Origin of the sequence: Neisseria zalophi, assembly GCF_008807015.1 — a bacterium.
Taxonomy (GTDB): domain Bacteria; phylum Pseudomonadota; class Gammaproteobacteria; order Burkholderiales; family Neisseriaceae; genus Neisseria; species Neisseria zalophi.
Genome location: NZ_CP031700.1, coordinates 1,135,454 through 1,157,770 on the forward strand (window position 1 = coordinate 1,135,454; position 22,317 = coordinate 1,157,770).

25 protein-coding genes, 1 tRNA gene and 3 pseudogenes are annotated in these 22,317 nt (G+C 39.3%); 24 read left to right on the forward strand and 5 right to left on the reverse strand.

Features of this window, described 5'->3' with window-relative positions; genetic code table 11:
• The first annotated feature begins 8 nt into the window (after positions 1-8).
• Complete coding sequence (locus D0T92_RS05180; protein ID WP_151052986.1) at positions 9-191, forward strand: YbdD/YjiX family protein; 183 nt, start codon at positions 9-11, stop codon at positions 189-191.
• 178 nt (positions 192-369) lie between these two features.
• Positions 370-445, forward strand: a tRNA-Asn gene (locus D0T92_RS05185).
• 263 nt (positions 446-708) lie between these two features.
• Here the strand turns inward: D0T92_RS05185 and D0T92_RS05190 are convergent.
• On the reverse strand, positions 709-1,389 hold the full coding sequence (locus D0T92_RS05190) for a Fe2+-dependent dioxygenase (RefSeq protein WP_151050858.1): 681 nt from the start codon (positions 1,387-1,389) through the stop codon (positions 709-711).
• 1 nt (position 1,390) lies between these two features.
• Between D0T92_RS05190 and D0T92_RS05195 the strand changes: the two genes are divergently transcribed.
• The gene (locus tag D0T92_RS05195) at positions 1,391-1,588 is read left to right on the forward strand and encodes a hypothetical protein (protein WP_151050856.1); all 198 of its coding nucleotides are present in this window, start codon (positions 1,391-1,393) and stop codon (positions 1,586-1,588) included.
• Here D0T92_RS05195 and D0T92_RS05200 read toward each other — a convergent pair.
• Positions 1,585-3,756 (reverse strand): TonB-dependent receptor, encoded by a 2,172-nt coding sequence (locus D0T92_RS05200; protein ID WP_151050870.1) that lies wholly within the window; start codon positions 3,754-3,756, stop codon positions 1,585-1,587. The two genes, D0T92_RS05195 and D0T92_RS05200, sit on opposite strands and share 4 nt — an antisense overlap.
• A gap of 522 nt (positions 3,757-4,278) precedes the next feature.
• Here D0T92_RS05200 and D0T92_RS05205 point away from each other — a divergent pair.
• Positions 4,279-5,169, forward strand: coding sequence for a pirin family protein (locus D0T92_RS05205; RefSeq protein ID WP_151050872.1), 891 nt, complete (start codon positions 4,279-4,281; stop codon positions 5,167-5,169).
• Positions 5,170-5,357: 188 nt separating this feature from the next.
• Here D0T92_RS05205 and D0T92_RS05210 read toward each other — a convergent pair whose 3' ends face one another.
• Positions 5,358-6,317: a PhoH family protein gene (locus tag D0T92_RS05210; RefSeq protein ID WP_151050874.1), complete on the reverse strand. Its 960-nt coding sequence runs from the start codon at positions 6,315-6,317 to the stop codon at positions 5,358-5,360.
• Between D0T92_RS05210 and D0T92_RS11515 the strand changes: the two genes are divergently transcribed.
• The 13 genes and pseudogenes from D0T92_RS11515 to hisB all read left to right on the forward strand — a co-directional run bounded on the left by D0T92_RS11515 (position 6,309) and on the right by hisB (position 17,239).
• Positions 6,309-6,689, forward strand: a complete 381-nt coding sequence (locus D0T92_RS11515; protein WP_225315147.1) for a hypothetical protein — start codon at positions 6,309-6,311, stop codon at positions 6,687-6,689. The genes D0T92_RS05210 and D0T92_RS11515 overlap by 9 nt on opposite strands.
• A complete protein-coding gene (locus tag D0T92_RS05215) occupies positions 6,670-7,194 on the forward strand; it encodes a S24 family peptidase (RefSeq protein WP_225315148.1) in 525 nt (174 codons plus the stop codon). The genes D0T92_RS11515 and D0T92_RS05215 overlap by 20 nt, the downstream gene beginning before the upstream one ends.
• A gap of 101 nt (positions 7,195-7,295) precedes the next feature.
• Complete coding sequence (locus D0T92_RS05220) at positions 7,296-7,481, forward strand: hypothetical protein (RefSeq protein ID WP_151050876.1); 186 nt, start codon at positions 7,296-7,298, stop codon at positions 7,479-7,481.
• Positions 7,482-7,566: 85 nt separating this feature from the next.
• On the forward strand, positions 7,567-8,511 hold the full coding sequence (locus D0T92_RS05225) for a hypothetical protein (protein WP_191963673.1): 945 nt from the start codon (positions 7,567-7,569) through the stop codon (positions 8,509-8,511).
• 81 nt (positions 8,512-8,592) lie between these two features.
• Positions 8,593-8,782, forward strand: a pseudogene (locus D0T92_RS11830) (glycosyl hydrolase 108 family protein); the annotation flags it as partial.
• 86 nt (positions 8,783-8,868) lie between these two features.
• Positions 8,869-9,876 carry an IS5 family transposase gene (locus tag D0T92_RS05230; protein WP_151049983.1) on the forward strand — a complete coding sequence of 336 codons (1,008 nt, stop codon included), beginning with the start codon at positions 8,869-8,871 and terminating at the stop codon, positions 9,874-9,876.
• Between the two features lie 124 nt (positions 9,877-10,000).
• Positions 10,001-10,249 (forward strand): annotated as a pseudogene (locus D0T92_RS05235) (putative peptidoglycan-binding domain-containing protein); the annotation flags it as partial.
• Between the two features lie 766 nt (positions 10,250-11,015).
• Positions 11,016-12,077, forward strand: a complete 1,062-nt coding sequence (locus D0T92_RS05240; RefSeq protein WP_151050882.1) for a ChuX/HutX family heme-like substrate-binding protein — start codon at positions 11,016-11,018, stop codon at positions 12,075-12,077.
• A gap of 20 nt (positions 12,078-12,097) precedes the next feature.
• Positions 12,098-12,889, forward strand: coding sequence for a heme/hemin ABC transporter substrate-binding protein (locus tag D0T92_RS05245; protein WP_151050885.1), 792 nt, complete (start codon positions 12,098-12,100; stop codon positions 12,887-12,889).
• A 71-nt stretch (positions 12,890-12,960) separates the two neighbouring features.
• Positions 12,961-13,905: a FecCD family ABC transporter permease gene (locus tag D0T92_RS05250; RefSeq protein ID WP_151050887.1), complete on the forward strand. Its 945-nt coding sequence runs from the start codon at positions 12,961-12,963 to the stop codon at positions 13,903-13,905.
• Between the two features lie 55 nt (positions 13,906-13,960).
• Complete coding sequence (locus D0T92_RS05255; protein ID WP_151050889.1) at positions 13,961-14,707, forward strand: ABC transporter ATP-binding protein; 747 nt, start codon at positions 13,961-13,963, stop codon at positions 14,705-14,707.
• Between the two features lie 443 nt (positions 14,708-15,150).
• Positions 15,151-16,236, forward strand: coding sequence for a histidinol-phosphate transaminase (gene hisC, locus D0T92_RS05260; RefSeq protein ID WP_151050891.1), 1,086 nt, complete (start codon positions 15,151-15,153; stop codon positions 16,234-16,236).
• Between the two features lie 79 nt (positions 16,237-16,315).
• Positions 16,316-17,239 (forward strand): imidazoleglycerol-phosphate dehydratase HisB, encoded by a 924-nt coding sequence (hisB, locus tag D0T92_RS05265; protein WP_151050893.1) that lies wholly within the window; start codon positions 16,316-16,318, stop codon positions 17,237-17,239.
• Positions 17,240-17,473: 234 nt separating this feature from the next.
• Here hisB and D0T92_RS05270 read toward each other — a convergent pair.
• A pseudogene (locus D0T92_RS05270) lies at positions 17,474-17,876 on the reverse strand (transposase); the annotation flags it as partial.
• 357 nt (positions 17,877-18,233) lie between these two features.
• Between D0T92_RS05270 and D0T92_RS05280 the strand changes: the two are divergent.
• Complete coding sequence (locus D0T92_RS05280; protein WP_151050895.1) at positions 18,234-18,602, forward strand: Imm8 family immunity protein; 369 nt, start codon at positions 18,234-18,236, stop codon at positions 18,600-18,602.
• Positions 18,603-18,753: 151 nt separating this feature from the next.
• Here the strand turns inward: D0T92_RS05280 and D0T92_RS11525 are convergent, their stop codons facing one another.
• Positions 18,754-18,924, reverse strand: coding sequence for a hypothetical protein (locus D0T92_RS11525; RefSeq protein ID WP_225315149.1), 171 nt, complete (start codon positions 18,922-18,924; stop codon positions 18,754-18,756).
• A gap of 108 nt (positions 18,925-19,032) precedes the next feature.
• On the opposite strand from D0T92_RS11525, the gene D0T92_RS11530 reads away from it, so the two are divergent.
• The 6 genes from D0T92_RS11530 (at position 19,033) to D0T92_RS05315 (ending at position 22,252) form a co-directional block, all read left to right on the forward strand.
• On the forward strand, positions 19,033-19,173 hold the full coding sequence (locus tag D0T92_RS11530) for a colicin E3/pyocin S6 family cytotoxin (RefSeq protein WP_225315164.1): 141 nt from the start codon (positions 19,033-19,035) through the stop codon (positions 19,171-19,173).
• On the forward strand, positions 19,139-19,387 hold the full coding sequence (locus D0T92_RS05290; protein WP_151050897.1) for a DUF7683 domain-containing protein: 249 nt from the start codon (positions 19,139-19,141) through the stop codon (positions 19,385-19,387). The genes D0T92_RS11530 and D0T92_RS05290 overlap by 35 nt, the downstream gene beginning before the upstream one ends.
• Before the next feature lie 36 nt (positions 19,388-19,423).
• Positions 19,424-19,663 (forward strand): hypothetical protein, encoded by a 240-nt coding sequence (locus D0T92_RS05295; protein WP_151050899.1) that lies wholly within the window; start codon positions 19,424-19,426, stop codon positions 19,661-19,663.
• Between the two features lie 64 nt (positions 19,664-19,727).
• A complete protein-coding gene (locus D0T92_RS05300) occupies positions 19,728-19,949 on the forward strand; it encodes a hypothetical protein (RefSeq protein ID WP_151050901.1) in 222 nt (73 codons plus the stop codon).
• Between the two features lie 170 nt (positions 19,950-20,119).
• Positions 20,120-20,374 (forward strand): hypothetical protein, encoded by a 255-nt coding sequence (locus D0T92_RS05305; RefSeq protein WP_151050903.1) that lies wholly within the window; start codon positions 20,120-20,122, stop codon positions 20,372-20,374.
• 1,362 nt (positions 20,375-21,736) lie between these two features.
• The gene (locus tag D0T92_RS05315; protein WP_151050905.1) at positions 21,737-22,252 is read left to right on the forward strand and encodes a hypothetical protein; all 516 of its coding nucleotides are present in this window, start codon (positions 21,737-21,739) and stop codon (positions 22,250-22,252) included.
• The last annotated feature ends 65 nt before the right edge of the window (positions 22,253-22,317 follow it).

Genomic DNA, 22,317 nt, shown 5'->3' on the forward strand with positions numbered 1-22,317 from the left:
TAAGCCGCATGAAGGATATTTGGAAAACCGTACGATTGACTACCAGTTTGATGGTCGGGGTGCCCGATTATGATAACTATGTAGCACGCCAACGTAAAAATAATCCTAATGCACCTGTAATGACTAAATTACAATTTCAGGATTATTGCAGTAAACGGCGCTGCGGTTCTTCTGGTGGACGTTGCTGTTAATATCCTGCGGTCAGAAGCTGCCTGCTTTCAAACAGGCAGCTTTTTTTGTAAGCTCGAAAACTTACAAATAAAAAATTAAAATAAATATAATTTAAATTCAATATACTATAAATTATCTAAAAAATATTATCACAAAAGCGTTGACACAAATTATTCTGCAGCTATAATAGCGACTTCTTCCCCGATAGCTCAGTCGGTAGAGCGACGGACTGTTAATCCGCAGGTCCCTGGTTCGAGCCCAGGTCGGGGAGCCAAATTCTAAAGCCTAAACAACTGTTTAGGCTTTTTTCTTTATGGAAAACAATCAAATAATGTATACGATTTTGTCGTTTCAAATCATTGAATGATTTGATGGATGGCTTTTTTATTTATGCATAAATTATAATTTATTTATTGTTGTAGATTAAGAAAATAAAACCCCTTGCTTTTATTATGAATAAGCAGGGGGTTTATCGATTAGGTGTTACTTAGGCGATATTCAATTTGTTAATATTTTCATCTGGATGGCTGTATGTCATTACATATCAGCCCATTGTCTGAGCAGGTTGTGATACACCCCGGTCAATAATACTGATTCATCGGTTTCGCCGTATTGGGCACGTATCGAAGTAATGGCGCGATCCATATCGAACAACATCGTGCGTTTTTCATCACTGGCAATCATAGATTGTGTCCAAAAAAAGCTGGCAACGCGTTGCCCCCGTGTTACCGGAGTGACATAGTGCAGGCTGGTGGCAGGATAAACAATCATATCGCCGGCAGCCAGTTTGACGCTGTGGCTGCCGTAATTGTCTTCAATCACCAACTCTCCGCCATCGTATTCATCGGGATCATTGAGAAACAGAGTGCTGGAAACATCGGTCCGAACCCATCGTTGGGTATAAGGGTCTTGGCGGATAGCATTATCAATATGGTTGCCAAAATTTTGGCCTTCACGGTAACAATTCACTAAGGGCGGGAAAACCGTATGGGGCAGTGCTGCAGCAAAAAATTCGGCATTGCGTAATACAGCGCTTTTCACCAGTTCGGCCATAGCCATTCCAATCTCACTGGTTTGAGGCAGTTGCAGGTTGTTCTTCACCTGTCCGGATTGTTTGCCGGCGGTGATTTTGCCATCGCTCCACGGAGCATCTGCCAACAGGTTTTGTGCGTATGCCAATTCTTCGGCAGTCAATACGTTTTCAATATGCAGCAACATAATGGTATTCCTTACTGGTTTGGGTTGCCAATTGTTTAAAAGATTTCGCTTGAAAGAGTGTTTTGTTTATTTTAGGCCGTCTGAAAAAGTTGCCGTTATCCGGTTGTTTTCAGACGGCCTATTCCTGATGAAACAAACCGGTTCGATACCGCCAAACTTATGCCGAACCGGTTTTCATAAGGTTATACCTGATGCTTAGAATTTATAACCGAATGTAGCCAAGATGGTGCGGCGATCACCCGGGATAGCCTGACGGCGGTGGCCTGTTGTGAAATGTTTTTTATCAAACAGATTATTGACATTTAACTGTGCACGGTAATTTCGGTTTTCGTAGCTGGCCATCGCATCAACTACGGTATAAGCAGGTAGTTTTTGTACAATACCACCGTTTGCAGAAGGTGAATGGGTATAACGGTTACCGATATGGCGTATACCTAAGCCGGTATTAATGTCGTCGGTTATACGATAATTTGCCCATGCATTGGCGGTGAATTTGGCGGCTGTTTCAGGGAAATGGCCGTCTAACTGCACAGTTGCGGGGTCTGATGCTTTCATTTTACCGTTACTGATTACGACATTACCGATCAAGTTGAGGCGGTCGGTAATACGGCCGGCCACTTCAGTATCCAAACCATAAACTTTTGCTTCATCAATGAAGCCGGCATCACGGTAATATTGCTGTGTTTTACGGGTGTGGAATAGGGCGGCGTTCACAGTCAGTGTATCGTTGAAGAATGCATTTTTGGTACCAACCTCTACTGTACGGGTTTTTTCCGGAGCAGCAACCAATTGTGAAGCATCTATAGCAGCGGGTTGGCCCGTTACACGGTAAGTAACCGGTGTGGCGGCGGTGGCATAAGTGGCATAAACATTATGGCCGGGTTTGTAGTCCCAGATTAAACTACCGGTGTAAGTCCACAGGCCGTCTGAACGGGAAGTGATTTTGCCGCTAGGAATAGGTTTATGTTCGGTTTTAATATGGTTGTAGCGTACACCGGCAATGGCTTTCACCGTTGGGGTCAATTCTATAATATCGTTCAGGCCGATACCGATAGTGCGGGTTTCTAAATCAGAAGACCGTTGCGGGTTACGTGTAAAGCCAACATTACCTTGCGCAAAGGTACCTGTAGCTACGTTGTATGGTAAACCTTCGTTACCTGTTACTTGATTGCCATTTAAATAGAAAGTGGTATTGGCGCTATAGTTTTTACGTTTTTCTTGTGTTAACTCTAAGCTTGCCAATAAGTCATGTTTAATATTACCTGTATCAAATTTATAGTTGAAATCTGTTAAGTTACTCCATGCGTCTGAATCATAACGAGAGTGCTTATAATCTCTAAAGCGGCGGCGTACTTGCGTTTCATTGCTATTCCAGCGTGGTGCCATCACCAAATAATCATATTTTGTTTTAGCATAGTGTAAGGTGTTGCTGATATTAGCATTGTCATTGAATTTATGACTTAGTTTGGCTGTTGCTGAATGGTTGCGGCGTTTTTCATAATCAACATTTGGGTGACCGAAGTTTTTATCAATTAGGCGCTCATCGGCTTCAGCTGTTCTATCTCCGGTACGGCGATATGGAATCCCTAAGTCGGGGAAGCCGTCTACTTTTTCATATTTATAATTGAAATCAAATTGGGTATCTTCACTTAAACCGATAGAAATGGCAGGCGCAATGCCGAATTTTTTAGTATCGGCGGGTTTTCGGAAAGAGTCTTTATCTTCACCCATCACATTCAAACGAACGGCAACATTGTCATTAAACGCATGATTGAAGTCACCTGTAATACGTTTATATTTGCGGTTGCCAAAGCCGACAGCAATATCACCACCAGTACCTAAATAAGGCATTTTGCTGACTTGATTAATTACACCGCCTGAAGCACCGCGGCCAAATAATACAGCAGCACTACCTTTGAGTACTTCAATATGATCGGTATTGAAAGTGTCATTATTAAATTCAGTAGAAGAACCGCGTATACCGTCTTCGTATACATCGCCACCGGCATGAAAGCCACGGATAATCGGTACTTCTGTTTGTCCGCCTTCGCCTGCTTGGAAGGTAATACCTGCATTTTTTAATGCATCTTTCAGATCGGAAGTTGCCTGGTCTTTCATGACCTGACGATTGATAACTGTTGCACTTTGCGGAATATTTTGTATATCTTGCAAGCGTTTGCCGATAGTAGTATCCGGTGCTTTATAACCGCTGCGGATGGGTCTGTTGCTGCGTACATCAACCGTATCAAGTTCTGTTGTAGAGTCTGCTGCTAAGGCTGGATTCATGGCAGCTGCCAGCAAGCCGACACCTAAAGCCATAGAGCCTTTGCGGGTACTGGTTAGTATTACATTGGTTTTTTTCTTCATAGAGGTAAACTCCTGATGCATAGAGGAAAGTAATAGTGACAACAACATACAAAGTGAAAAATCAATAGATGATTGATTTTTATTTTAATATTTTCATTATTATTGTAATGATTATACTTGTTGATAATAAAGCATTAAATACAAATGAAAATCTTTATCATCTTATGTAAAGTAAAAATTATAGTCAATATTTTATGTATGGTATTTTTTTAAGTTATTGATTAGTTTATTATTTGTGAATAAGTAAAAATGCTATATGCAATAATTTTTACTTTGGTAGATGTATCTATTTATTTTTAATAAAGATTTTTTATTGAAGTATATTGAAACTTACTTGTCTTTTTTAAATAAATGTTATTTTTAATATTTATATCAGTATCTTATCGTTAATTTTTGTGATTTTGCTTTCTCAGCCTCTTGTTTAATAAGATTCCGGATATATGTTATACGCAATACTAGAGAGCCATTTAAAGAGGCTTATAATTAATCAGTAATGAATACATACCATTTTAGGAGATAATTATGACAAATGTAGTGAAAAATGATGTGGTTGTGAATCAATCCCGTCAAATTGAATTCTTATATGCCGGTGTAGAAACTCAAGATGGTGCAGGTGTAAAACTCACCCGTGTATTAACCCATCAATTACAAAAACGTTTAGACCCGTATTTGATGTTGGACAACTTCAAAAGCGATAACCCTGACGATTATATTGCCGGTTTCCCCAGCCATCCGCACCGTGGATTTGAAACCATCACTTATATGATAACCGGACGTATGCGTCATAAAGACAGTGCCGGTCATGAAGGTTTATTGGAAAATGGCGGTGTTCAATGGATGACCGCGGCAAGAGGTGTTATTCACTCAGAACTGCCGGAACAAGAAGATGGCGAAATGGACGGTTTCCAACTTTGGTTAAATCTGCCCGCCAAAGATAAAATGAAAGATCCTTGGTACAGAGATTTCCAAAGTGCGGATCTGCCTAAATTCGAAACTGAAAATGGTACTAAAGTGACTGTAATTGCCGGTGAGTCAAATGGTGTCCAAGGTGCGGTAACGCGCGAAACGACAGAACCTAACTATTTGGATATTCATTTGCCGGCAGGTGCAACGTTTAAACATAACATTCCGGCAAACCACAATGGCTTTCTCTTTATATATGAAGGCAGTGCGACTGTTGCAGGTCAAAATTTACCGATCAAACATATGGCCGTCTTAAAAAATGATGATAATGCCGATGGTATCGTTATCGAGGCGGATAAAAATCAGGCGACTAAATTGATTCTTGTTACTGGTCGTCCGTTAAACGAACCTATTGTTCAATACGGCCCGTTTGTGATGAACAAAGAGCAAGAAATTGTTCAAGCAATGCGAGACTATCAAAGTGGTCAGTTTGGTGAAACTGCCGCTTAATCGGATAACACACTGATATAAATTTATCCCTTTGAATTCGATTGGATTCAAAGGGATAAATTAAAAAAAGAGAGTAAAACGCATCGGCGTGTTTTACTCTCTTTTATTGTTGAATATACGATAAATTCTTATCAATAAAATTTTACGCAAGCAGTCAGCCTGCTTTGAAAACAGATAGGTTAGGAATGTTATGCTTCCGCTTCATCCGCCGCATCGTAAGCTTCGACAATTTTTTGTACCAACGGATGTCGCACAACGTCTTCACTGGTGAAGGTGTGGAAATACAAGCCTTCGATTCCGGCCAGTTTTTCTTTGGCATCTTTTAAACCGGATTTGATATTGCGCGGTAAGTCGATTTGACTGATATCACCGGTAATCACGGCTTTGGCACCGAATCCGATACGGGTTAGGAACATTTTCATTTGTTCGGGCGTGGTGTTTTGTGCTTCGTCGAGAATCACATAAGCGCCGTTGAGTGTACGGCCGCGCATATAGGCAAGCGGGGCGATTTCGATTAGGCCTTTTTCAAGCAGTTTGCCGACACGGTCGAAGCCCATTAAATCATAAAGTGCGTCGTAAAGCGGGCGCAGGTAGGGATCGACTTTTTGCGCCAAGTCTCCCGGCAGAAAGCCGAGTTTTTCACCGGCTTCAACGGCGGGGCGGACGAGGATAATACGTTCGATTTGGTGTTTTTCCATCGCATCGACGGCGGCGGCAACGGCCAGATAGGTTTTGCCCGTACCGGCAGGCCCTAAACCGAACACAATATCATGGTTGAGCAGGGCACGGATATAGCCGTTTTGACGGGGCGTCCGCCCGCCGATACTGCCGCGTTTGGTACGCAAATAATATTGTTGATCGTGGTGTTTTTCCTGATATTGTTCGTCGGCGGTTTTGGCTTCGACGGCGGCAAGCCGGATATCGTTGTCTTCCAAGTCGCGTTTTTCGGCAAGTCCGGCCAGTGAAACGAGGGCACGGCGGCCTGCATGTGCCAGTTCGCCTAAAAAAGTAAAGTTGGAAAAGCGTCGGCTGATTTCAATATCCAGCGCTTGGGCAAGGGTGTTGAGGTTGTGGTCGAGTGCGCCGCATAAGCGTTGCAATACGGTATTGTCGATATCGTCGAATTGAAGGTGAACGGTGTGGGTCATGCGGTTTTTATATTTCTCATAAAATTAAAAATAGATATAGGTTATAAGGTTAAAATGCCGAAAAATCAAGGCCGTCTGAAAAATTTCCTAATGGCCTATGATAATCTGCGTTTAAATTTAAACCTAACCCAATGGCTACTATCCAATACTTTACATCTCTATATTTGCGTCCATGTGTGTATTTTATATGACAGACTATACATAATTAATAGGTTTTTTGAGCAAATGAGCATTTCCGAAAGAGTAAATTTAGTTCTAAAAAATATAAATTTGAAAATAAAAGAATTTTCAGATAGATCAGGTGTTGCTTATAGAGGCTTTCAAAACTATTTGAGTGGTGAAAGGGAACCTAATGCAGAAAGTTTTAGTTAAATTAAGCACTCAAGTAGGTATAAATTTAAACTGGCTGCTTACAGGCGATAGAAATATGTATTTCGTAGATGATAGAGAATCGGGTGAATATGCTTATATTCCTGTGTATGATGTGGAAGTATCAGCAGGTCATGGCTCCACCGCTTACGGAGTATCTGAGCCGGAAAGCCGTTTGGCCTTCAGAAAAGATTGGTTAACCTCAAGAGGGTTAAAGTCTTTATTTCTACATGCGGTTATCGCCCGTGACGATAGTATGGAACCTACCATCGGCAATAAAGATACGTTATTGGTAGATACTGCTCGTAGTGCCCCCCGTGACGGCCATATCTATGTGATACGTTTCGGTGATACCTTATGGGTTAAAAGAGTTCAGCAGCAACCTGATAACAGCTTATTATTAATTTCAGATAACCACACTTATCCTCCGATGCAACTACGTTTAGAAGACCATCCTGATATAGAAATAATAGGCAGAGTGGTTAATGTCTCAAAAGAGCTAAATTAAAAAATACCCGATAGTAATGTCGGGTATTTTTTCAGTTGAATATGTGATAATTTGTGATATATTTTTATCTTTTACTAAACATTTAAAATAAAGGGGAGCGTATGAAAAAAAATTCATTACTCATTGCCGCTATCATCTTATCGGCCTGCACACCCAATACTTCATCTACACAGGCAGATAATGCTTCAGAAGCAACCTATACAAATTCATCTCAAGCAGTTTTGGATAAATACAAACAGCATTATCAAGTTTCGGCGTCTATAAAGACAATAACAGAAAGCAGCTAATTGAGGCATTGAAATAAACAGCATACTCAGGCCGTCTGAAAGATTCAGACGATTTAATTAATAATTAAAGATAGAAAGGGAAATAATGATTACTAAAAGTTTCTCTGTTGTTGATGAGAAAGAATATTCCGTTTTTTCTGTTAAACACGAATTTCGCTACACCTTTGATGAACCTGTATTAGTGGCAGATTTAATTACTTCGCTAAAAGCCTATGAGACACTAACGAGTAGCTATCTTCCTGCTATTTTGAATAACTTACTTGAAGTCAAAATCCAGAAAATCCAAGTAGCGGTCTCTGAAATAGAAAGAGGCTCTTTTCTTGAAAAACTGATTTTCAATTTATTTTTTAAAGATGAAGCTGCTTTTAATGAATTCTGTCTTAAAATACGAAAATTCCTAGGGACTGAAAACCAAGATGGAAACATTAATATGTCTAGAATTATTATGCTTGCAATGGGTACACTTTTAGGGGTAGGCGCAGGTTACCTTTTATTCCAAAGCCCACAGGAGAAACAGCAAGCTGTGACTAACAATATCATTACTGTAATCAATGCAGATGATTCTATTAGGTTGGATGGTGAGCATTTGGTTCAAGTTGTAAAAGAAGTAACCGGCGGCAGCAAACAAAAAACTGCAGATAATGTGGCGAAGGTATATGCACCAGCAAATAAAAATAATGGCAACGTTATTCTTGGTGCAGACGATACCCGAATTGAGCCGGTTGCTCAAGAAACTGTGGTAACTTTGCCTAAGGAAGTTGATTTAAGAAATACACCGCTTACGGAAGATTACGATGATATAGATGTTCAAATTCGTGCTACTGACCGTGATAAAAATACAGGATGGTATGCAGTCATAGACCAAATCGTTCCATCACGTGTACGCTTAGAATTACCTGATGATATTGATTTAAATATGCTAGCGAATAATGCAACTATTAGAGCAAATGTAACTATTGAATACGACTTAAAGAAAAATGGATCTCGTAAACCTAAAAAAGTAATTTTAACATCATTTCCAAGCAATTAATTTTTTAAACCCGTTTAAAAGTCCAAAAGCATAAACTGCTTCAAAATCCCTGTAACGACATCAGTTACAGGGATTTTTCGTATGGATAGGTTTAACCAATTTATCAATCGGGTACTGTCGCATGAGGACGGTTATGTTAACAATCCCAAAGACCCTGGCGGAGAGACTAATTGGAGCATCACCAAACGTACGGCCTTGGCTAATGGTTATACAGGCTCTATGCGCAGTATGACCCGTAATCCAAGCTATCAATATCTACCGCAAGGCATTTGGGGGTGTTATCACGCCGACCGAGACCTTTGCAAAAACCCTAAAAATCCCTTAAATTCTTCACCAAAGATATTTAAGGGATTTCTCATGAGTACGTTCTTTCAGCAAACCGCCCAAGCCATGATTGCCAAACACATTGACCGCTTTCCTTTATTAAAGCTCGAACAGGTAATTGATTGGCAGCCGGTAGAGCAGTATCTGAATCGTCAGAAAACCCGTTATATCAGAGATCACCGCGGCCGTCCCGCCTATCCCTTATTGGCTATGTTTAAAGCCGTTTTACTCGGCCAATGGCATAGCCTTTCCGACCCCGAACTCGAACACAGTCTCATTACCCGTATTGATTTCAACCTGTTTTGTCATTTTGACGAGATGAATATTCCCGATCACAGTACCCTTTGCCGTTACCGCAACTGGCTGGCACAAGACAATACCTTGGCCGAACTGTTGGATTTGATTAACCGCCAACTGACTGAGAAAGGCTTAAAGGTAGAGAAGGCACAGGCTGCCGTTATTGATGCGACGATTATTCAGACGGCCGGCAGTAAACAACGTCAGTCCATAGAGGTTGATAGCGAAGGAGAGATAACCGGTCAAACCACACCGAGCAAAGATAAAGATGCCCGTTGGGTGAAGAAGAACGGTCATCATCAATTAGGCTATAAGCAGCACACCCGTACCGATGCGGAAGGTTACATTGAGAAGCTGCATATTACAGCGGGCAATGCCCATGAGTGCAAACATCTGTTGCCTTTATTGGCAGGCATTGCCAAAGAGACAACGGTCTATGCGGATAAAGGTTATGACAGTGCGGAAAACAGAAAGTATCTGGAAGAATATAAACTGAAAGACGGCATTATGAGTAAATCCCATCGCAACCGTCCGCTGACGGAAGCGCAAACCCGCCGCAACAAATATTTATCGAAAACCCGTTATGTAGTGGAACAGAGTTTCGGTACGCTGCACCGTAAATTCCGCTATGCCCGGGCAGCCTACTTCGGGCTGGAGAAAGTAGCGGCGCAAAGTCATCTGAAAGCGATATGTTTGAACCTGTTGAAGGCGGCCAACAGGCTACGTGCGCCTATTGCTGCCTAAAAGGCAGCCGGATGCCTATTAATTAGGCATCTGAGGAGTAATAAAGGGGATATTGCGGTCAAAAACAGCCGAAATCCTGTGTTTGGAGTTCGGCTGTCGGGTGAAGGACTATTTCGCAAAGGTCTCCGACCAAATGTTCGGTGCGGTGGTCTATCAATTTTTTGATACCTGCATCAATCACGGCTCCGGCAATGCCGCCCGTATGCTGCAGCGTGCAGTAGGCGTAGCAGACGACGGCATTATCGGCAATCTCAGTCTGGCGGCCATTAAGGCGATGCCAGAAAACGACGTATTACTGCGGTTTAACGTCCAGCGGTTAATTTTTTACACCCAATTGAGCACGTTTTCCACTTTCGGGCGGCTGGTCGCGTAAAACCTTATCCACACATTAGTAGATAATGGGGGCTAAAAAATGAAAAAAGGTATTAATTACACTGACCTTAGATGTATTATTACCAATCCATGGGTGGTTTCTAAGTAATCATGGAAAAGCACATACTATTTGGAAATGTCTCTTGGGAAGGGGGCAAAAAAGGTCATTTTGGTAGGTTTATTTCTATCCATAAGCGGAGATGACTAATATCAGCCGAGTGCTAAGTCGGCATTATTAGATATCGCTATTAAATCCCTTGGCAGATAATTATGACGACAAAGAAACAGGCTAACCCCTCCCCGTTTATTTTGCTGTACTGTGTACATTAAGTTTCTAAATTTACCATCTCATATTATTCAGCCAAATCTAACTTTGCCCCATTTATCGAACTTCTTCCTATACATTTATCTCATATGGTTTTCATAATCGGAAAGGTTGTTGATATGTTGGTTAACAGTGTATAAATGTACATGACAAATAATTTAGGAAAATTTTTATGTAATCCTGCCATATAGGATGGGATTTTGTGCTATAAATACCTACTGTTAAATACAAATCATTATCAAAGGCTGTTTGTTCTATTTTAAAGTTTCAGAATAGTGATGATAATGAGGCAATGATTTTTTATAGCAGTTGGTTTGATATCGGCAAAGATAAAGATAATGTGTTTCAGACGGCCTGTTCGATCATGTTTAATACTATATAGTGGTTGTGCAGTATAAAAGGCCGTCTGAAAATATAGATGAGAAAAGAAAAGGAAAAAATAATGGCAAATCTTTGGCAACAATACCAAGAGAATAAGGCAAATAAACAAGGTATGTATTTCCCGCGTGAGGCTGCGGCTGATTTAGGTGTGAGCGAGGGCGAATTAATGGCCGATGCCCCTAAAACGGTTTATTTGGGCGGCAAGTCCAATGTGCGTGGTATTGTGTTGAAATTGCATACGTTGGGGCAGATACAGAGTATTGTCCGCAACAGTGTTTGCGTGCATGAAAAGCAGGGTTTATATGAAAATGTGAGCATATCTGAAAGTTCGGGTATTGCAGTAAACCCGGGGGGTATCGATCTGCGTATTTTCGCCGGCCGTTGGCATCATGTGTTGGCGGTGGAAAGTGTGGGCGAACATGGCAAAGTAAGCCGTTCGATTCAATTTTATGATGAGTTCGGCACGGCGCTTCAAAAGGTTTTCTTAATTGAAGAAAATAAGGATGCCGAGTGGCATGCTTTTATCGAAGCGTTTAAAACGGCTGATAAACCGGTATTCCAAAAGGGTGAATTGCCTGAGGTATCCGTGCCCAGATTAGCTGAGGGGCATGAAAAAGCTTTTCAGGAGCGTTGGAACGAACTAAAAGATGTACATCATTTTAACGGTATTCTGGAAACATTCGGTATCGACCGTCAGGAATCTTATCGTCATGCCCCGTCCGGCGGAGCCAAGCAGGTCGGCGTGGAAGTTTGGCAGGCCGCACTGGAGGCAGCGCGGGATAAAGGCATGGAAATTATGATTTTTTCGGGCAACCGCGGTATCGTACAGATTCAAACCGGCAAAGTGCATAATATTGTCCGTGCCCGTGGTTATTTGAATGTGCTCGACGGTAAAGAAGAAGGCTTCAGTATGCATTTGAAAGATGATGAAATCGTTGAAAGCTGGATTGTGCGCCGTCCGACACGCGATGGCTTTATTACTTGTATCGAGGGCTTCGACAGCCGCCGTAAAACCGTCATTCAGCTATTTGGCAAGCGCAAAGAAGGTGAAGAGGAACAAGCGGTATGGCGTGAAATAACCGATACGTTATGGCAGAGGCCGTCTGAAACCGATTCAAATTAAAAGTTAAAGGATATAAAGAGATGAAAAAAACCATATTTGCCGCTGCCGTTTTGTGCGCGGCGCTTCAAACTGCCTATGCGCAACGCATTGTGGTGATGTCGCCGGATGTGACCGATATTGTGGTGGCTTTGGGCGGTACCAATGAGATTGTCGGCCGTGATCAAACGACTCAAAATCCGGCGGTAAAAAATAAGCCGGTTATCGGTATTTACCGCCAATTGAATGTAGAACCGATTATTGCGGCCAAACCGGATTTGGCTATTGGCTCGTGGATGGTTCAGCCTACGAGTGTTTTCGACCGTTTGAAAGGCGCCGGTATCAATGCGGTTAATGTGGCGCCCAAAGACGACTTGGCTTCTTATCCGCAAGCTATTCGTACCGTAGGCCGGTTAATGAATAAAACGGCGCAAGCCAACGCGTTAGCCGGTAAATGGCAGGCTCAGATGAAGCAACAGCCGAAAAACGGCAAACGTTATTTATTTAGTTATGACGGCCGTATTGTTGCAGGCAAAAATACCGCAGCCGATGAAATTATTAAAAGTGCGGGTGGTATTAATGCGGCATCCAATCTCGACGGTATGAAACCGTTAACACGCGAAGCGTGGATTGCAGCTAAGCCGGATGTGATTATTATCGCCGACCATAATATGAAGATGGTCGGCAGTGCCAAACAGTTTGCCGCCCGTCCTGAAATAGCAGGAAGCAATGCGGCTAAAAACGGCAAAATCTATTTCTGGAAAGCCAACGATATGTTCCGTTATGGTTTGGATACGCCGGAAATCGTACGCAAATTAAACGCTTTGGCAAAATAATACGGCCATCCGAATCGGAGGCCGTCTGAAATTATTTCAGACGGCCTTATTGAATTCGGTGGGGATAAATAATGAAAGCTCGAACACTTATTCTTTTATTGATGGTTTCCGTTGCGGTTGTCTGGTTTTGTGCCGGTATCGGCTTCGGCGATTGGCAGATGCCGCATGAAATGGATGAAACCATCCGTGCCATCCGTTTGCCGCGGGTGATATCTGCTTTATTGGTCGGGGCGGCTTTGGCGGCGGCGGGTGCGGCGTTGCAGGCATTATTTGAAAACCCTTTGGCTGATCCCAGTCTGATCGGTACTTCGGGCGGTGCGGCTTTGGGCGTGATTGCGGTATTGGCATTAGGCGGCGGTGCTATTGGTGTACCATTGGCGGCTTTTTTGGGGGCTTTGGCGGTTTGCTTATTGATTTTGGGGGTACACCGCTTTATCGGCGGCGGCACATTGGGCTTGTTGGTTTTAGGTTTTGTGTTGAGTGCTTTTTCCGCCGCCATTGTGAGCCTGATTTTGTTTTTGTCGGATGATATGGTGTTGCGTAGTGCGACGGTATGGCTCTCCGGCAGTTTGTCTGAGGCAGGGTTTACTTCGCAATGGTATGCTTTTGCCGTGATGTTGGCCGGCTTGCTGTTATTGGTATTGGTGGGTAAAAAACTGGATATTTTGATGCTGGGCGAAGAAACAGCGGTGAGTATGGGCATTTCGGTAAACAGCGTACGCGTGCAAACGGTGGTGGGTGCGGCTTTGTTAACCGGTGCGGCGGTCTCGCTATCGGGCATTATCGGCTTTCTCGGCATGATGATTCCGAACGTGGTTGCTCAGGCAGTCGGCGGGCGGCGCAGTAAGCTGATTTTGCTTTCGGGCTGGCTCGGTGCGGTCTTCTTGTTGGTAGTGGATAGTGCGGCCAGATGGTTTGCCTATCCGGTTGATCTACCGGTGGGTATTGTGATTGCTCTATTGGGCGGTCCGTTTTTTATGTGGCTGTTTTTAAAGCCGTTGCGCAACCGTGTATAAGGTCTGTTGAATAAAAAAATCAGGCAATGCCTGTTTTAATTATGAGGAAATGACTATGCAGACTGCTTTCAGTATCCGTAACCTGCTTGTCGAAACCAAAAATAAAACCCTGTTGGCTATTGATAAGTTGGATATTCCGGCCGGTTGCCATACTGCTGTTATCGGCCCGAATGGTGCGGGTAAATCTACTTTATTGAAGGCATTAATCGGCTTGGCGGGCAAAGGTGAAATCACTTTATTCGATCATGCCGTACCGCCCCAATTAAAGCAGGGTAAAGTGGCGTGGGTAGGGCAGCATGGTCAATATCAAATGCCGCTGACTTTGGAAGAATATGTACGGCTGGGTGTTCAAAATGGCGCGGCATGGCCGTTTCAGACGGCCTCGAAATCTTCGGAAGATATCACTGAATTATTAGCCTATTTTGATTTACAGGATTTGGCCGGCAAACGGATTCAAACGCTTTCTGGCGGTGAACGGCAGCGTGCCAATATTGTTCGCGCGTTATTGCAGAAAGCGCCTGTCGTACTACTAGACGAGCCGTGTAACCATCTCGATATCCGTCATCAGCATGGTTTAATGCATTATTTGAATACTCGGCAGAATGAGTTTAGTGCAGTTATGGTTTTGCATGATTTAAACCTTGCCGCCCGTTATGCCCAATATGTCGTACTGTTGGATAAAGGCGGCATCGTTGCTGCCGGTACGCCGGAGGAAGTGATGCAGCCGGAGCGCTTGGAAGCGGTATATCATTGGCAGATACGCCGTATTGATGATGGTGATACGGTGTATTTTGGCACTTGAGTTATTGAGGCCGTCTGAAAAATTGTGTATGGCTATATTCTTAAATATTAAATATAGCAGTTTGATACGGGGCAGATGATATTCTGTCCCGTTTGTTTACTGGTATTCGCTAACTGAAAAACTTTAATAGCAATAAATTTTTAGATTAAATGTGGTGTTTTCTACAATAAATTTAATGATGCATATTGATTTTTTATTTATCGATTATTTATTTTTATTATTTTTCACTATTTTTAGCATAAAGAACATAATAAATATAAAGTGATGCTTTTGTTTTATATAGGTTTAGTAAAAAAATGTGAATTATTTAAGATAATCTATAATAAATATAGCAATAGAAGTAATTTTTTCTATATAATAACGAAATTACTTTTCGGGTATGTTTATTTTAGGTGCCTGTATAAGTATTTTATAAAGATAATTATGGAAAGAATAATGCAGATATGACAATATTATCTGACTTTATACGTGCCGATATTCAAGCATTAACGGCGTATCAGGTTGCCGAATTGCCGGAAGGCTTTATGAAATTGGATGCAATGGAAAGCCCTTATCATCCGTTTTCAGGTGACGAGACACTTAAAAAAAAATGGTTGGAATTATTGTCTCAAGCGCCTATCCACCTTTATCCCAATCCGGCTACTAGCGGATTGCAAGAAGCGCTTCGGCAGGCCTTTAATATTCCGGATGCTGCTCAAATTGCATTGGGCAACGGTTCTGATGAATTAATTCAGTTGCTTACCATGTTGGTTGCCAAGCCTGATGCAACGGTTTTGGCGGTGGAGCCGAGTTTTGTGATGTATAAACATAATGCCGCATTGTATGGCATGAATTATGTCGGTGTTCCGTTGAATGATGATTTCACCTTGAATTTACCCGCAGTTTTGGCAGCAATTGAAAAGCATAATCCGGCTTTGATCTTTATTGCGTATCCGAATAACCCGACAGGTGTGTGTTTTCAGCGTGAAGAAGTGGAACAAATTATCCGTGCTGCCAAGGGTATTGTGGTGGTCGATGAGGCATATGGTGCCTTTAGTCGTGATAGTTTTCTTTCTCAGGCGGGGAGTATTGAAAATTTAATTGTGATGCGAACTATCAGCAAAATCGGCTTTGCCGGTTTGCGTATCGGATATGCTTCTGGCGCTGCTACGGTGATTAATGAGTTAGCAAAAATTACGCCGCCTTACAATATGAATCAATTAAGTCTGGCAACAGCTAAGTTTGCATTGCAGCATGCTGAAAAAATTGCGGAGACTATTGAAAAACTAAAAAAAGAGCGGGAAAGGTTGTTTGCGGCATTATCTGCCATAGGCCGTCTGAACGTTTTTCCCAGCGATGCTAATTTTCTTACGGTAAGAGTACCTAATGCCGCGTTGCTGTATGAAACCTTAAAACAAAATAAAATTTTGATTAAAAAACTGCACGGCGTACATCCGCTTTTGGATGAATGTGTGCGTATTACCGTAGGCTCACCTGAGGAAAATAATGCCGTAATCAATGTTTTTAATAAACTATATGACGAAAGATAAAAGTTAATTTCAAATTATAGTTTGAAAAATAACATTGCTGATTTTTTATTAATTTAATGAAACATATTTGGAAACAGTTATGAACAAAACACAACTTCATTTGCAAAATTTATTATTGCTGATTAAAGAAGCCGGCTCTATGGCCGAATTAGCCCGCCGTTGCGGTTATGATAATTCGGCATCGCTATCGCAAATCAAACGTCGCTTGGAAATACAAAGTGATGATGAAAACGGACGGGGGATTAGAGCCTCATTATTGGCAAAACTTGAAAGCGGTATGGGTAAACGTAAAGGCTGGATGAATCGCGAACATGATTTGGAAGCCGAACAGCGTAAAAAAGAAGCGGCCGCATCTGCCGCCATACCGCAGCATACCAATAAGCCTGTATTGGATTTCCAATCTGCCGAAGGGCGTGTGGCAATGGTTAGCCGCAATACAAGCGAAACACAAATTTCGGTTGCCATTAATTTGGATGGAACAGGACAGAGTCATTTTGATACCGGTGTACCATTTTTAGAACATATGATGGATCAGATTGCACGTCATAGTTTGATTGATATTGATATTACATGCAAAGGTGATGTGCATATTGATGATCACCATACAGTAGAAGACATTGGTATTACTTTGGGGCAGGCGTTGAAGCAGGCTTTGGGTGATAAAGCCGGAATCCGCCGTTATGGTCATGCTTATGTGCCGCTGGATGAGGCTTTGAGCCGCGTGGTGATTGATTTATCCGGTCGTCCGGGTTTGTCTTATAACGTGGAATATACCCGTGCAATAATCGGTAGATTTGATGTGGATCTGTTTGGTGAGTTTTTTGCCGGTTTGGTCAATCACAGTATGATGACCTTGCATATTGATAACTTGCAGGGTAAGAATGCCCATCATCAGGCTGAAACTATATTTAAAGCATTTGGCCGTGCTTTGCGTATGGCCGTTGAGTTTGATGATCGTATGGCTGGGCGTATGCCTTCAACGAAAGGTACGTTATCTGCTTAATAATTGATTGACTTTAATTATTTTAATAACGGCTTAATATGATAAAAATAAGGCTGTCTGATTTTTCAGACGGCCTAAGGTCTTTTTAATAAAATAAATTATTAAAAATTTATGCTCAATAAAATTTTCAAAATAAAATTTTTTCCGATTTTATCTACTTTTCATTTAAATTTAGAAAATTTTTAGTTAGTTGAAATATTTCAACGTATTTTTATGCGTCAAATTTCGTGAATAATATATTTTGCAAAAATCTCCGGCTGTATAAACAATGCTGTCAAGCTTAACCTGTTTTTGAATAATAGGTAGTAGAGTAATCGTTTGGGTATTCGCAACGGCTACGGTATAAACCTTGCCATTTCGCTTTAACAGCCCGAATACCAGTACTTTCCGGCTGCACCGCGACCGTGTTTACCTTTTCTGTGGCCGCTAAATAGCTTTCATCAGCTTTGATTTCACCATCGAACTTTTCCAAATGCAGACTGTTTTGATAAATCAGCAAACGTAGTCGGTAAAAATAATAAACGGCAGTATTTCTATAAATGCTTGCTAATTGTGCTGCTATTTTAGCTATTACGCCTGCAACAAACAGCTCGATTAGCTTGTGTTGTTTATACTGATTTAAATGGCTTTTCTTTATAAGGGTTATTTTATATGTTTTTGAATAATTCTAGTTATCTAGGAAAGTATAAATATTTTCCTTGAGAGATCTGATAAGAATTGGGTGTCAATAGAAGCCAATCGCAATCAATTTGTAGCCCATGGAGGGATTAATAATTTAGATGAAATGTTACATCATGCTTTGAGATGGATTAAAAATAAAAGATTGCCTTAGATGACTAGTAAACCATAGCTTGTATTGAATACTTATGCAAGAGATAGGGTTATATACCCGCCCGCAGCCAATTTTGAATGGAGAAATGTAAATAAAGAGCCATAGCAAGGAAATAGACATTTAGATATTATTCCATAATTTAATTTTTAGAAAAGGTGAGAGATGAAAGCTATTTTAAAAGATATTTATAGTTATGATATTGATGAAAAATTAGAAGATTACACCCCTTTAATAGCAGATAATTTTGGATTTAATATTCGATTAATAGTAGGAGAAAAAGACTTGGGCGGTGAAGAAAGTATAGATATTTTTCTTTGTACACCACTTTGGTTGCAAGATAATTACTCTAAATCTGATATTATCATTGGTAGGTCGTATATTATTGTTTTTGAGTTTAATTATAAAAGGATTCTTAGTAGGTTAAAGAATATTATAGAAAATATTACTGGAGATGACTGGGAAGAAATAGGAATAAAACTTAGCCAATTAGGGTTGTGGGAATTTGAAGATTATCAAGATTGCAGTCAATGATTGGCTCAAGTAAAAAGTAAGCTGTAGCCTACATAAAATATCTATTCAAATCGTAGAGTGCGTACCTTTGGGGGGGTGCACGCTTTTCTTTATCATCACCGACATCAAAAGCGACAAACTGACCGTAAAATCGAACGGATACAGGGTAAACTCACCAGCCGCTACGGGTTAGACTGCCGTAAAACGTAGCTAAGGCTACGATAAAATTGGTAATCTGATTCACAGCAGCGACCAAAGATGTGGTGTAACAAAATTTGAATACGACACACTCTGCAAAATCACCAAAGCTGACAAAGAAATTTTTGCCTTCGACCCCGCCCACAATAACCTTTCAGACAACCTTAAAGATAAGATTGCCGACAATCGTTTAAAAACCTATAACGGCATCAGCTATTATTATGATGATTTAGATAACCTGATTCACCGTGAACTGGCTGACGGCGAAAAATATAATAAAAAAGGAAAGCACTTAGGGGCTTTTGATCCAATAACTGGGAATCAAATAAAGGGCCTATTAAAACTAGGAGAGTTCAACCATGAAAAAATCCATAAGATTTATATCAAAATATGAAAAGAATGGAGAGTTATTTATTGGGGTTTTAAATTTTAAAAACCAACCTTCTCTTGGTTTTTTACAAAAAATTTTTAATGAAACCGGCCTAATGTATTATGAGTATTGGATAACAGAAGAAATAGCAGAAAAAATAAAAGGATGTGTGGATGGGGAGTTAGAAATAAATAATTATGCTTATTTCTTATCTTGTGAGGCCGATATATTAAATTAAGTAGAAGAAATTTCTTAAAAATAAAGGTTTTGGGATATGAAAAAATTTGTAGCTTATGGAAATGAAGTTGGTAAGCCAGTTGATTTAAAGCTAGATGAAGTAAAAATCTTGGCAAATCCAGAAACTTTTTTAGAAATTGGATTGTTTATGATAAAAACAGCCTATGCAATGCAAGATTATGGTTTAGAACATAAACATTTACAAGATGAAATTAATGATTTTAGCCATAAACGTCATGTTGATTTAATCTTATTAAATAAAAAAATAGTTAAATAAAAGTAAAACCAAAAAAGCAAAAAAATAGAATTAGCTCATTAACTAACTAGTAGGAATTTTAAATATGAACATTCTAGAAAAACAAAAAAATGATGAAATTGAAGATACTTTTTGTTATGAGCTTTTTGAAAATTCATTTTTCAATCTTAAACTATGCCAAGATTTATTATTCGAATTACCCAATATTCCTAAAACACAACAATCATTAGAGATAATAAAATGGATTATATCTAGTGTAGATATGTGTTTTTCTAGCCATCATGATAAAATGATTTATATAAAATAACAAACTATACAAAAAAATTGAAAATGATTGGAAAGAATATAAATTAATTTTAGCTAGTTATATTAGCTAACCATTTAATTTTAAATCCAGATATTTATTTTTTGCTTTGACCAAATTTGGCATATTGTCTAAAACCAAGTATATCAAAATAACTAAGGTGGAAAGGGTAAATGCTAGAACTTTTTTATAATGAAAAAAATATTTTTATAAATACAGATGATGAAAATATTAATAAGATGATTGAGGTTATTCAAAAGAAAACCGGTATATATATTGATCCTTATTCGGATACCAAATTATACCCATCACATCAAAAGTTGATTATTGTATTTTTGGAAAACTATCCGAATCAATATTTAAACTTAGTTAATTTTTTTCAAAAAGCAATCGAATTAGATGAAATTGTTTATTGTATAGGATATTAGTGTCTAGACAGTAAGTTTTAGCTTAAATAAAGTGCTTATTTAAAGCATATGGTCTGTGCGATCACATGACCACTCGTCTCTTTCTTCCAATCCCGCTCACAATGTCCTTTCAGACGGCCTGTATACCTATATCTATACCGATAGCACAAATCTGCAGTTGGACAAAATAAAGAAGGGAAAAGCTACCAATATATTAATTATTTCCACTGCGACCAAATTGGTACCCCGTGAAAGATGACTGATAGAGATGGGAATTTATTGTGGTTTAGAAAATATAAAGGTTTGGGAAAGTTAGACCAAGAGAGCAGTATTGTGACCAAGAAACAGGCTTGCATTATAACTTCTTTAGGTATTACGAGTCGGATTATGGTCGGTTTGTGAATTAGGATCCGATTGGGTTATGGGGAAGTCTGAATTTATATCAGTTTGTGCCAAATACACAAAAGTAGATAGACTCTTTAGAGCTTTATGCTTATTTGTTTCTTGCCGCTATAGAGGTTGGTAAGATTATACAAGGTTTTTTTAATTGCAGGATCTGTAGTAGGTGCAGGGTATGTTAGTAGTAAAGTAATAGAAGCTACTCAGTTTAAATCACGCTCTGAATCAACTACCGGTGCGACTGCTTCATCGGCAAGCGATATCTGTATTGGAAAATGTGAGTAAGAGAAAGAACGAAAAAGACGTTGTAAAAAGTGGGAGCAGGGAGGACCTCGGCAAGCATTTAATATAGTTAATATTAAAGGGGGCAAAAGGAATTAGAGGAAGTCCCATTGATCACTAGAACTGGAAGAGAAAGTCCTTTTTTGGAAATATTACCTAAGGGAAAATTAAATTCTTTTTTTGAATACGACTATATTTTATTTAAATAAAATTAACTGCAAAAAATATATTGAACAATAATGAATTTGATAATTTGTTTTTTTGTATAACATATCCGGGATTATAATTATTTGAATTATATGGATTTTATATACCAAATTTATGTATTTCCAAATCAAAATATAAAGAGTCTTTTGAGCAAAAAAATTATTAAATTTAGATGATGTACCGTGGCTCAATGAATCTTTAACTGAGTTAGGCTATAAAAATACTTTTAAAATAGTTTATTCGAAATTTGATGACGACTTTGGTTGTGAAATAGTTAGGATATTTTTATTAGATAAGTAAATATATTTAAAAAATATTGTTTGTAAGAAACTTTAGATGTTCTTAATATATATTTCCTATTTTAACTAATAAATATTCTTTATGATAAAATAATATAATTAAGTTAATGCTATATTGGATAAGATGATTCTTTATTTTATCATTGATAGAATAGTATCCTTTATAGGTTGAGTGGAAATATATAGGATATTGATCATGTTATTTAAACCTGATTTAGAACAATGTAAATTAAATCAACATCGGATTCTAAAATTATGGGAAATAGATGATGAAATGAAAAAAGCACTAGATAGTACTATTGATGTTTTTCTTATACCTGAATCTATTGAAATATATAATCATTTTTCGTCTAAAAAAGATGAATCTTATCTGTCAAAAGATAAATTTTATGATGAGTTTATAGAACTTATGAGAAAGTATTATCGTAAAGATGAAGTTTTTTATATTCTTTATTGTGGTAATACATCAGCGTTAAATAAATTTGGATTTTCAGAACAATCATACCCTATTTTTTCGGTAACCTATAAAAATTTAATAGATTATTGGTCGAGTTTAATAAAAAAGAAAGATTTTTTCACTTTAATCATATCTGATATTAGCTTTAATACAGTAATAGATATTTCTGATATAGATAATCATGCAGAAAATCCAGATCACACAAATGATTATACGGTATTTTTAAAAACAAATAACAAATTGTCATCTATATAAAATGTTTATTCAAAGTGTAGAGTGTGTGCCCTTTTAGGCACACACATTCTTTATTGTAATCAATA

What these genes read in the sequence shown, in the direction of transcription:
- D0T92_RS05180 (WP_151052986.1), top strand. Translation starts at nt 9, where the DNA reads ATGAAGGATATTTGGAAAACCGTACGATTGACTACCAGTTTGATGGTC.
- D0T92_RS05190 (WP_151050858.1), bottom strand. Translation starts at nt 1,389, where the DNA reads ATGTTGCTGCATATTGAAAACGTATTGACTGCCGAAGAATTGGCATAC.
- D0T92_RS05195 (WP_151050856.1), top strand. Translation starts at nt 1,391, where the DNA reads ATGGTATTCCTTACTGGTTTGGGTTGCCAATTGTTTAAAAGATTTCGC.
- D0T92_RS05200 (WP_151050870.1), bottom strand. Translation starts at nt 3,756, where the DNA reads ATGAAGAAAAAAACCAATGTAATACTAACCAGTACCCGCAAAGGCTCT.
- D0T92_RS05205 (WP_151050872.1), top strand. Translation starts at nt 4,279, where the DNA reads ATGACAAATGTAGTGAAAAATGATGTGGTTGTGAATCAATCCCGTCAA.
- D0T92_RS05210 (WP_151050874.1), bottom strand. Translation starts at nt 6,317, where the DNA reads ATGACCCACACCGTTCACCTTCAATTCGACGATATCGACAATACCGTA.
- D0T92_RS05215 (WP_225315148.1), top strand. Translation starts at nt 6,670, where the DNA reads ATGCAGAAAGTTTTAGTTAAATTAAGCACTCAAGTAGGTATAAATTTA.
- D0T92_RS05220 (WP_151050876.1), top strand. Translation starts at nt 7,296, where the DNA reads ATGAAAAAAAATTCATTACTCATTGCCGCTATCATCTTATCGGCCTGC.
- D0T92_RS05225 (WP_191963673.1), top strand. Translation starts at nt 7,567, where the DNA reads ATGATTACTAAAAGTTTCTCTGTTGTTGATGAGAAAGAATATTCCGTT.
- D0T92_RS05230 (WP_151049983.1), top strand. Translation starts at nt 8,869, where the DNA reads ATGAGTACGTTCTTTCAGCAAACCGCCCAAGCCATGATTGCCAAACAC.
- D0T92_RS05240 (WP_151050882.1), top strand. Translation starts at nt 11,016, where the DNA reads ATGGCAAATCTTTGGCAACAATACCAAGAGAATAAGGCAAATAAACAA.
- D0T92_RS05245 (WP_151050885.1), top strand. Translation starts at nt 12,098, where the DNA reads ATGAAAAAAACCATATTTGCCGCTGCCGTTTTGTGCGCGGCGCTTCAA.
- D0T92_RS05250 (WP_151050887.1), top strand. Translation starts at nt 12,961, where the DNA reads ATGAAAGCTCGAACACTTATTCTTTTATTGATGGTTTCCGTTGCGGTT.
- D0T92_RS05255 (WP_151050889.1), top strand. Translation starts at nt 13,961, where the DNA reads ATGCAGACTGCTTTCAGTATCCGTAACCTGCTTGTCGAAACCAAAAAT.
- hisC (WP_151050891.1), top strand. Translation starts at nt 15,151, where the DNA reads ATGACAATATTATCTGACTTTATACGTGCCGATATTCAAGCATTAACG.
- hisB (WP_151050893.1), top strand. Translation starts at nt 16,316, where the DNA reads ATGAACAAAACACAACTTCATTTGCAAAATTTATTATTGCTGATTAAA.
- D0T92_RS05280 (WP_151050895.1), top strand. Translation starts at nt 18,234, where the DNA reads ATGAAAGCTATTTTAAAAGATATTTATAGTTATGATATTGATGAAAAA.
- D0T92_RS05290 (WP_151050897.1), top strand. Translation starts at nt 19,139, where the DNA reads ATGAAAAAATCCATAAGATTTATATCAAAATATGAAAAGAATGGAGAG.
- D0T92_RS05295 (WP_151050899.1), top strand. Translation starts at nt 19,424, where the DNA reads ATGAAAAAATTTGTAGCTTATGGAAATGAAGTTGGTAAGCCAGTTGAT.
- D0T92_RS05300 (WP_151050901.1), top strand. Translation starts at nt 19,728, where the DNA reads ATGAACATTCTAGAAAAACAAAAAAATGATGAAATTGAAGATACTTTT.
- D0T92_RS05305 (WP_151050903.1), top strand. Translation starts at nt 20,120, where the DNA reads ATGCTAGAACTTTTTTATAATGAAAAAAATATTTTTATAAATACAGAT.
- D0T92_RS05315 (WP_151050905.1), top strand. Translation starts at nt 21,737, where the DNA reads ATGTTATTTAAACCTGATTTAGAACAATGTAAATTAAATCAACATCGG.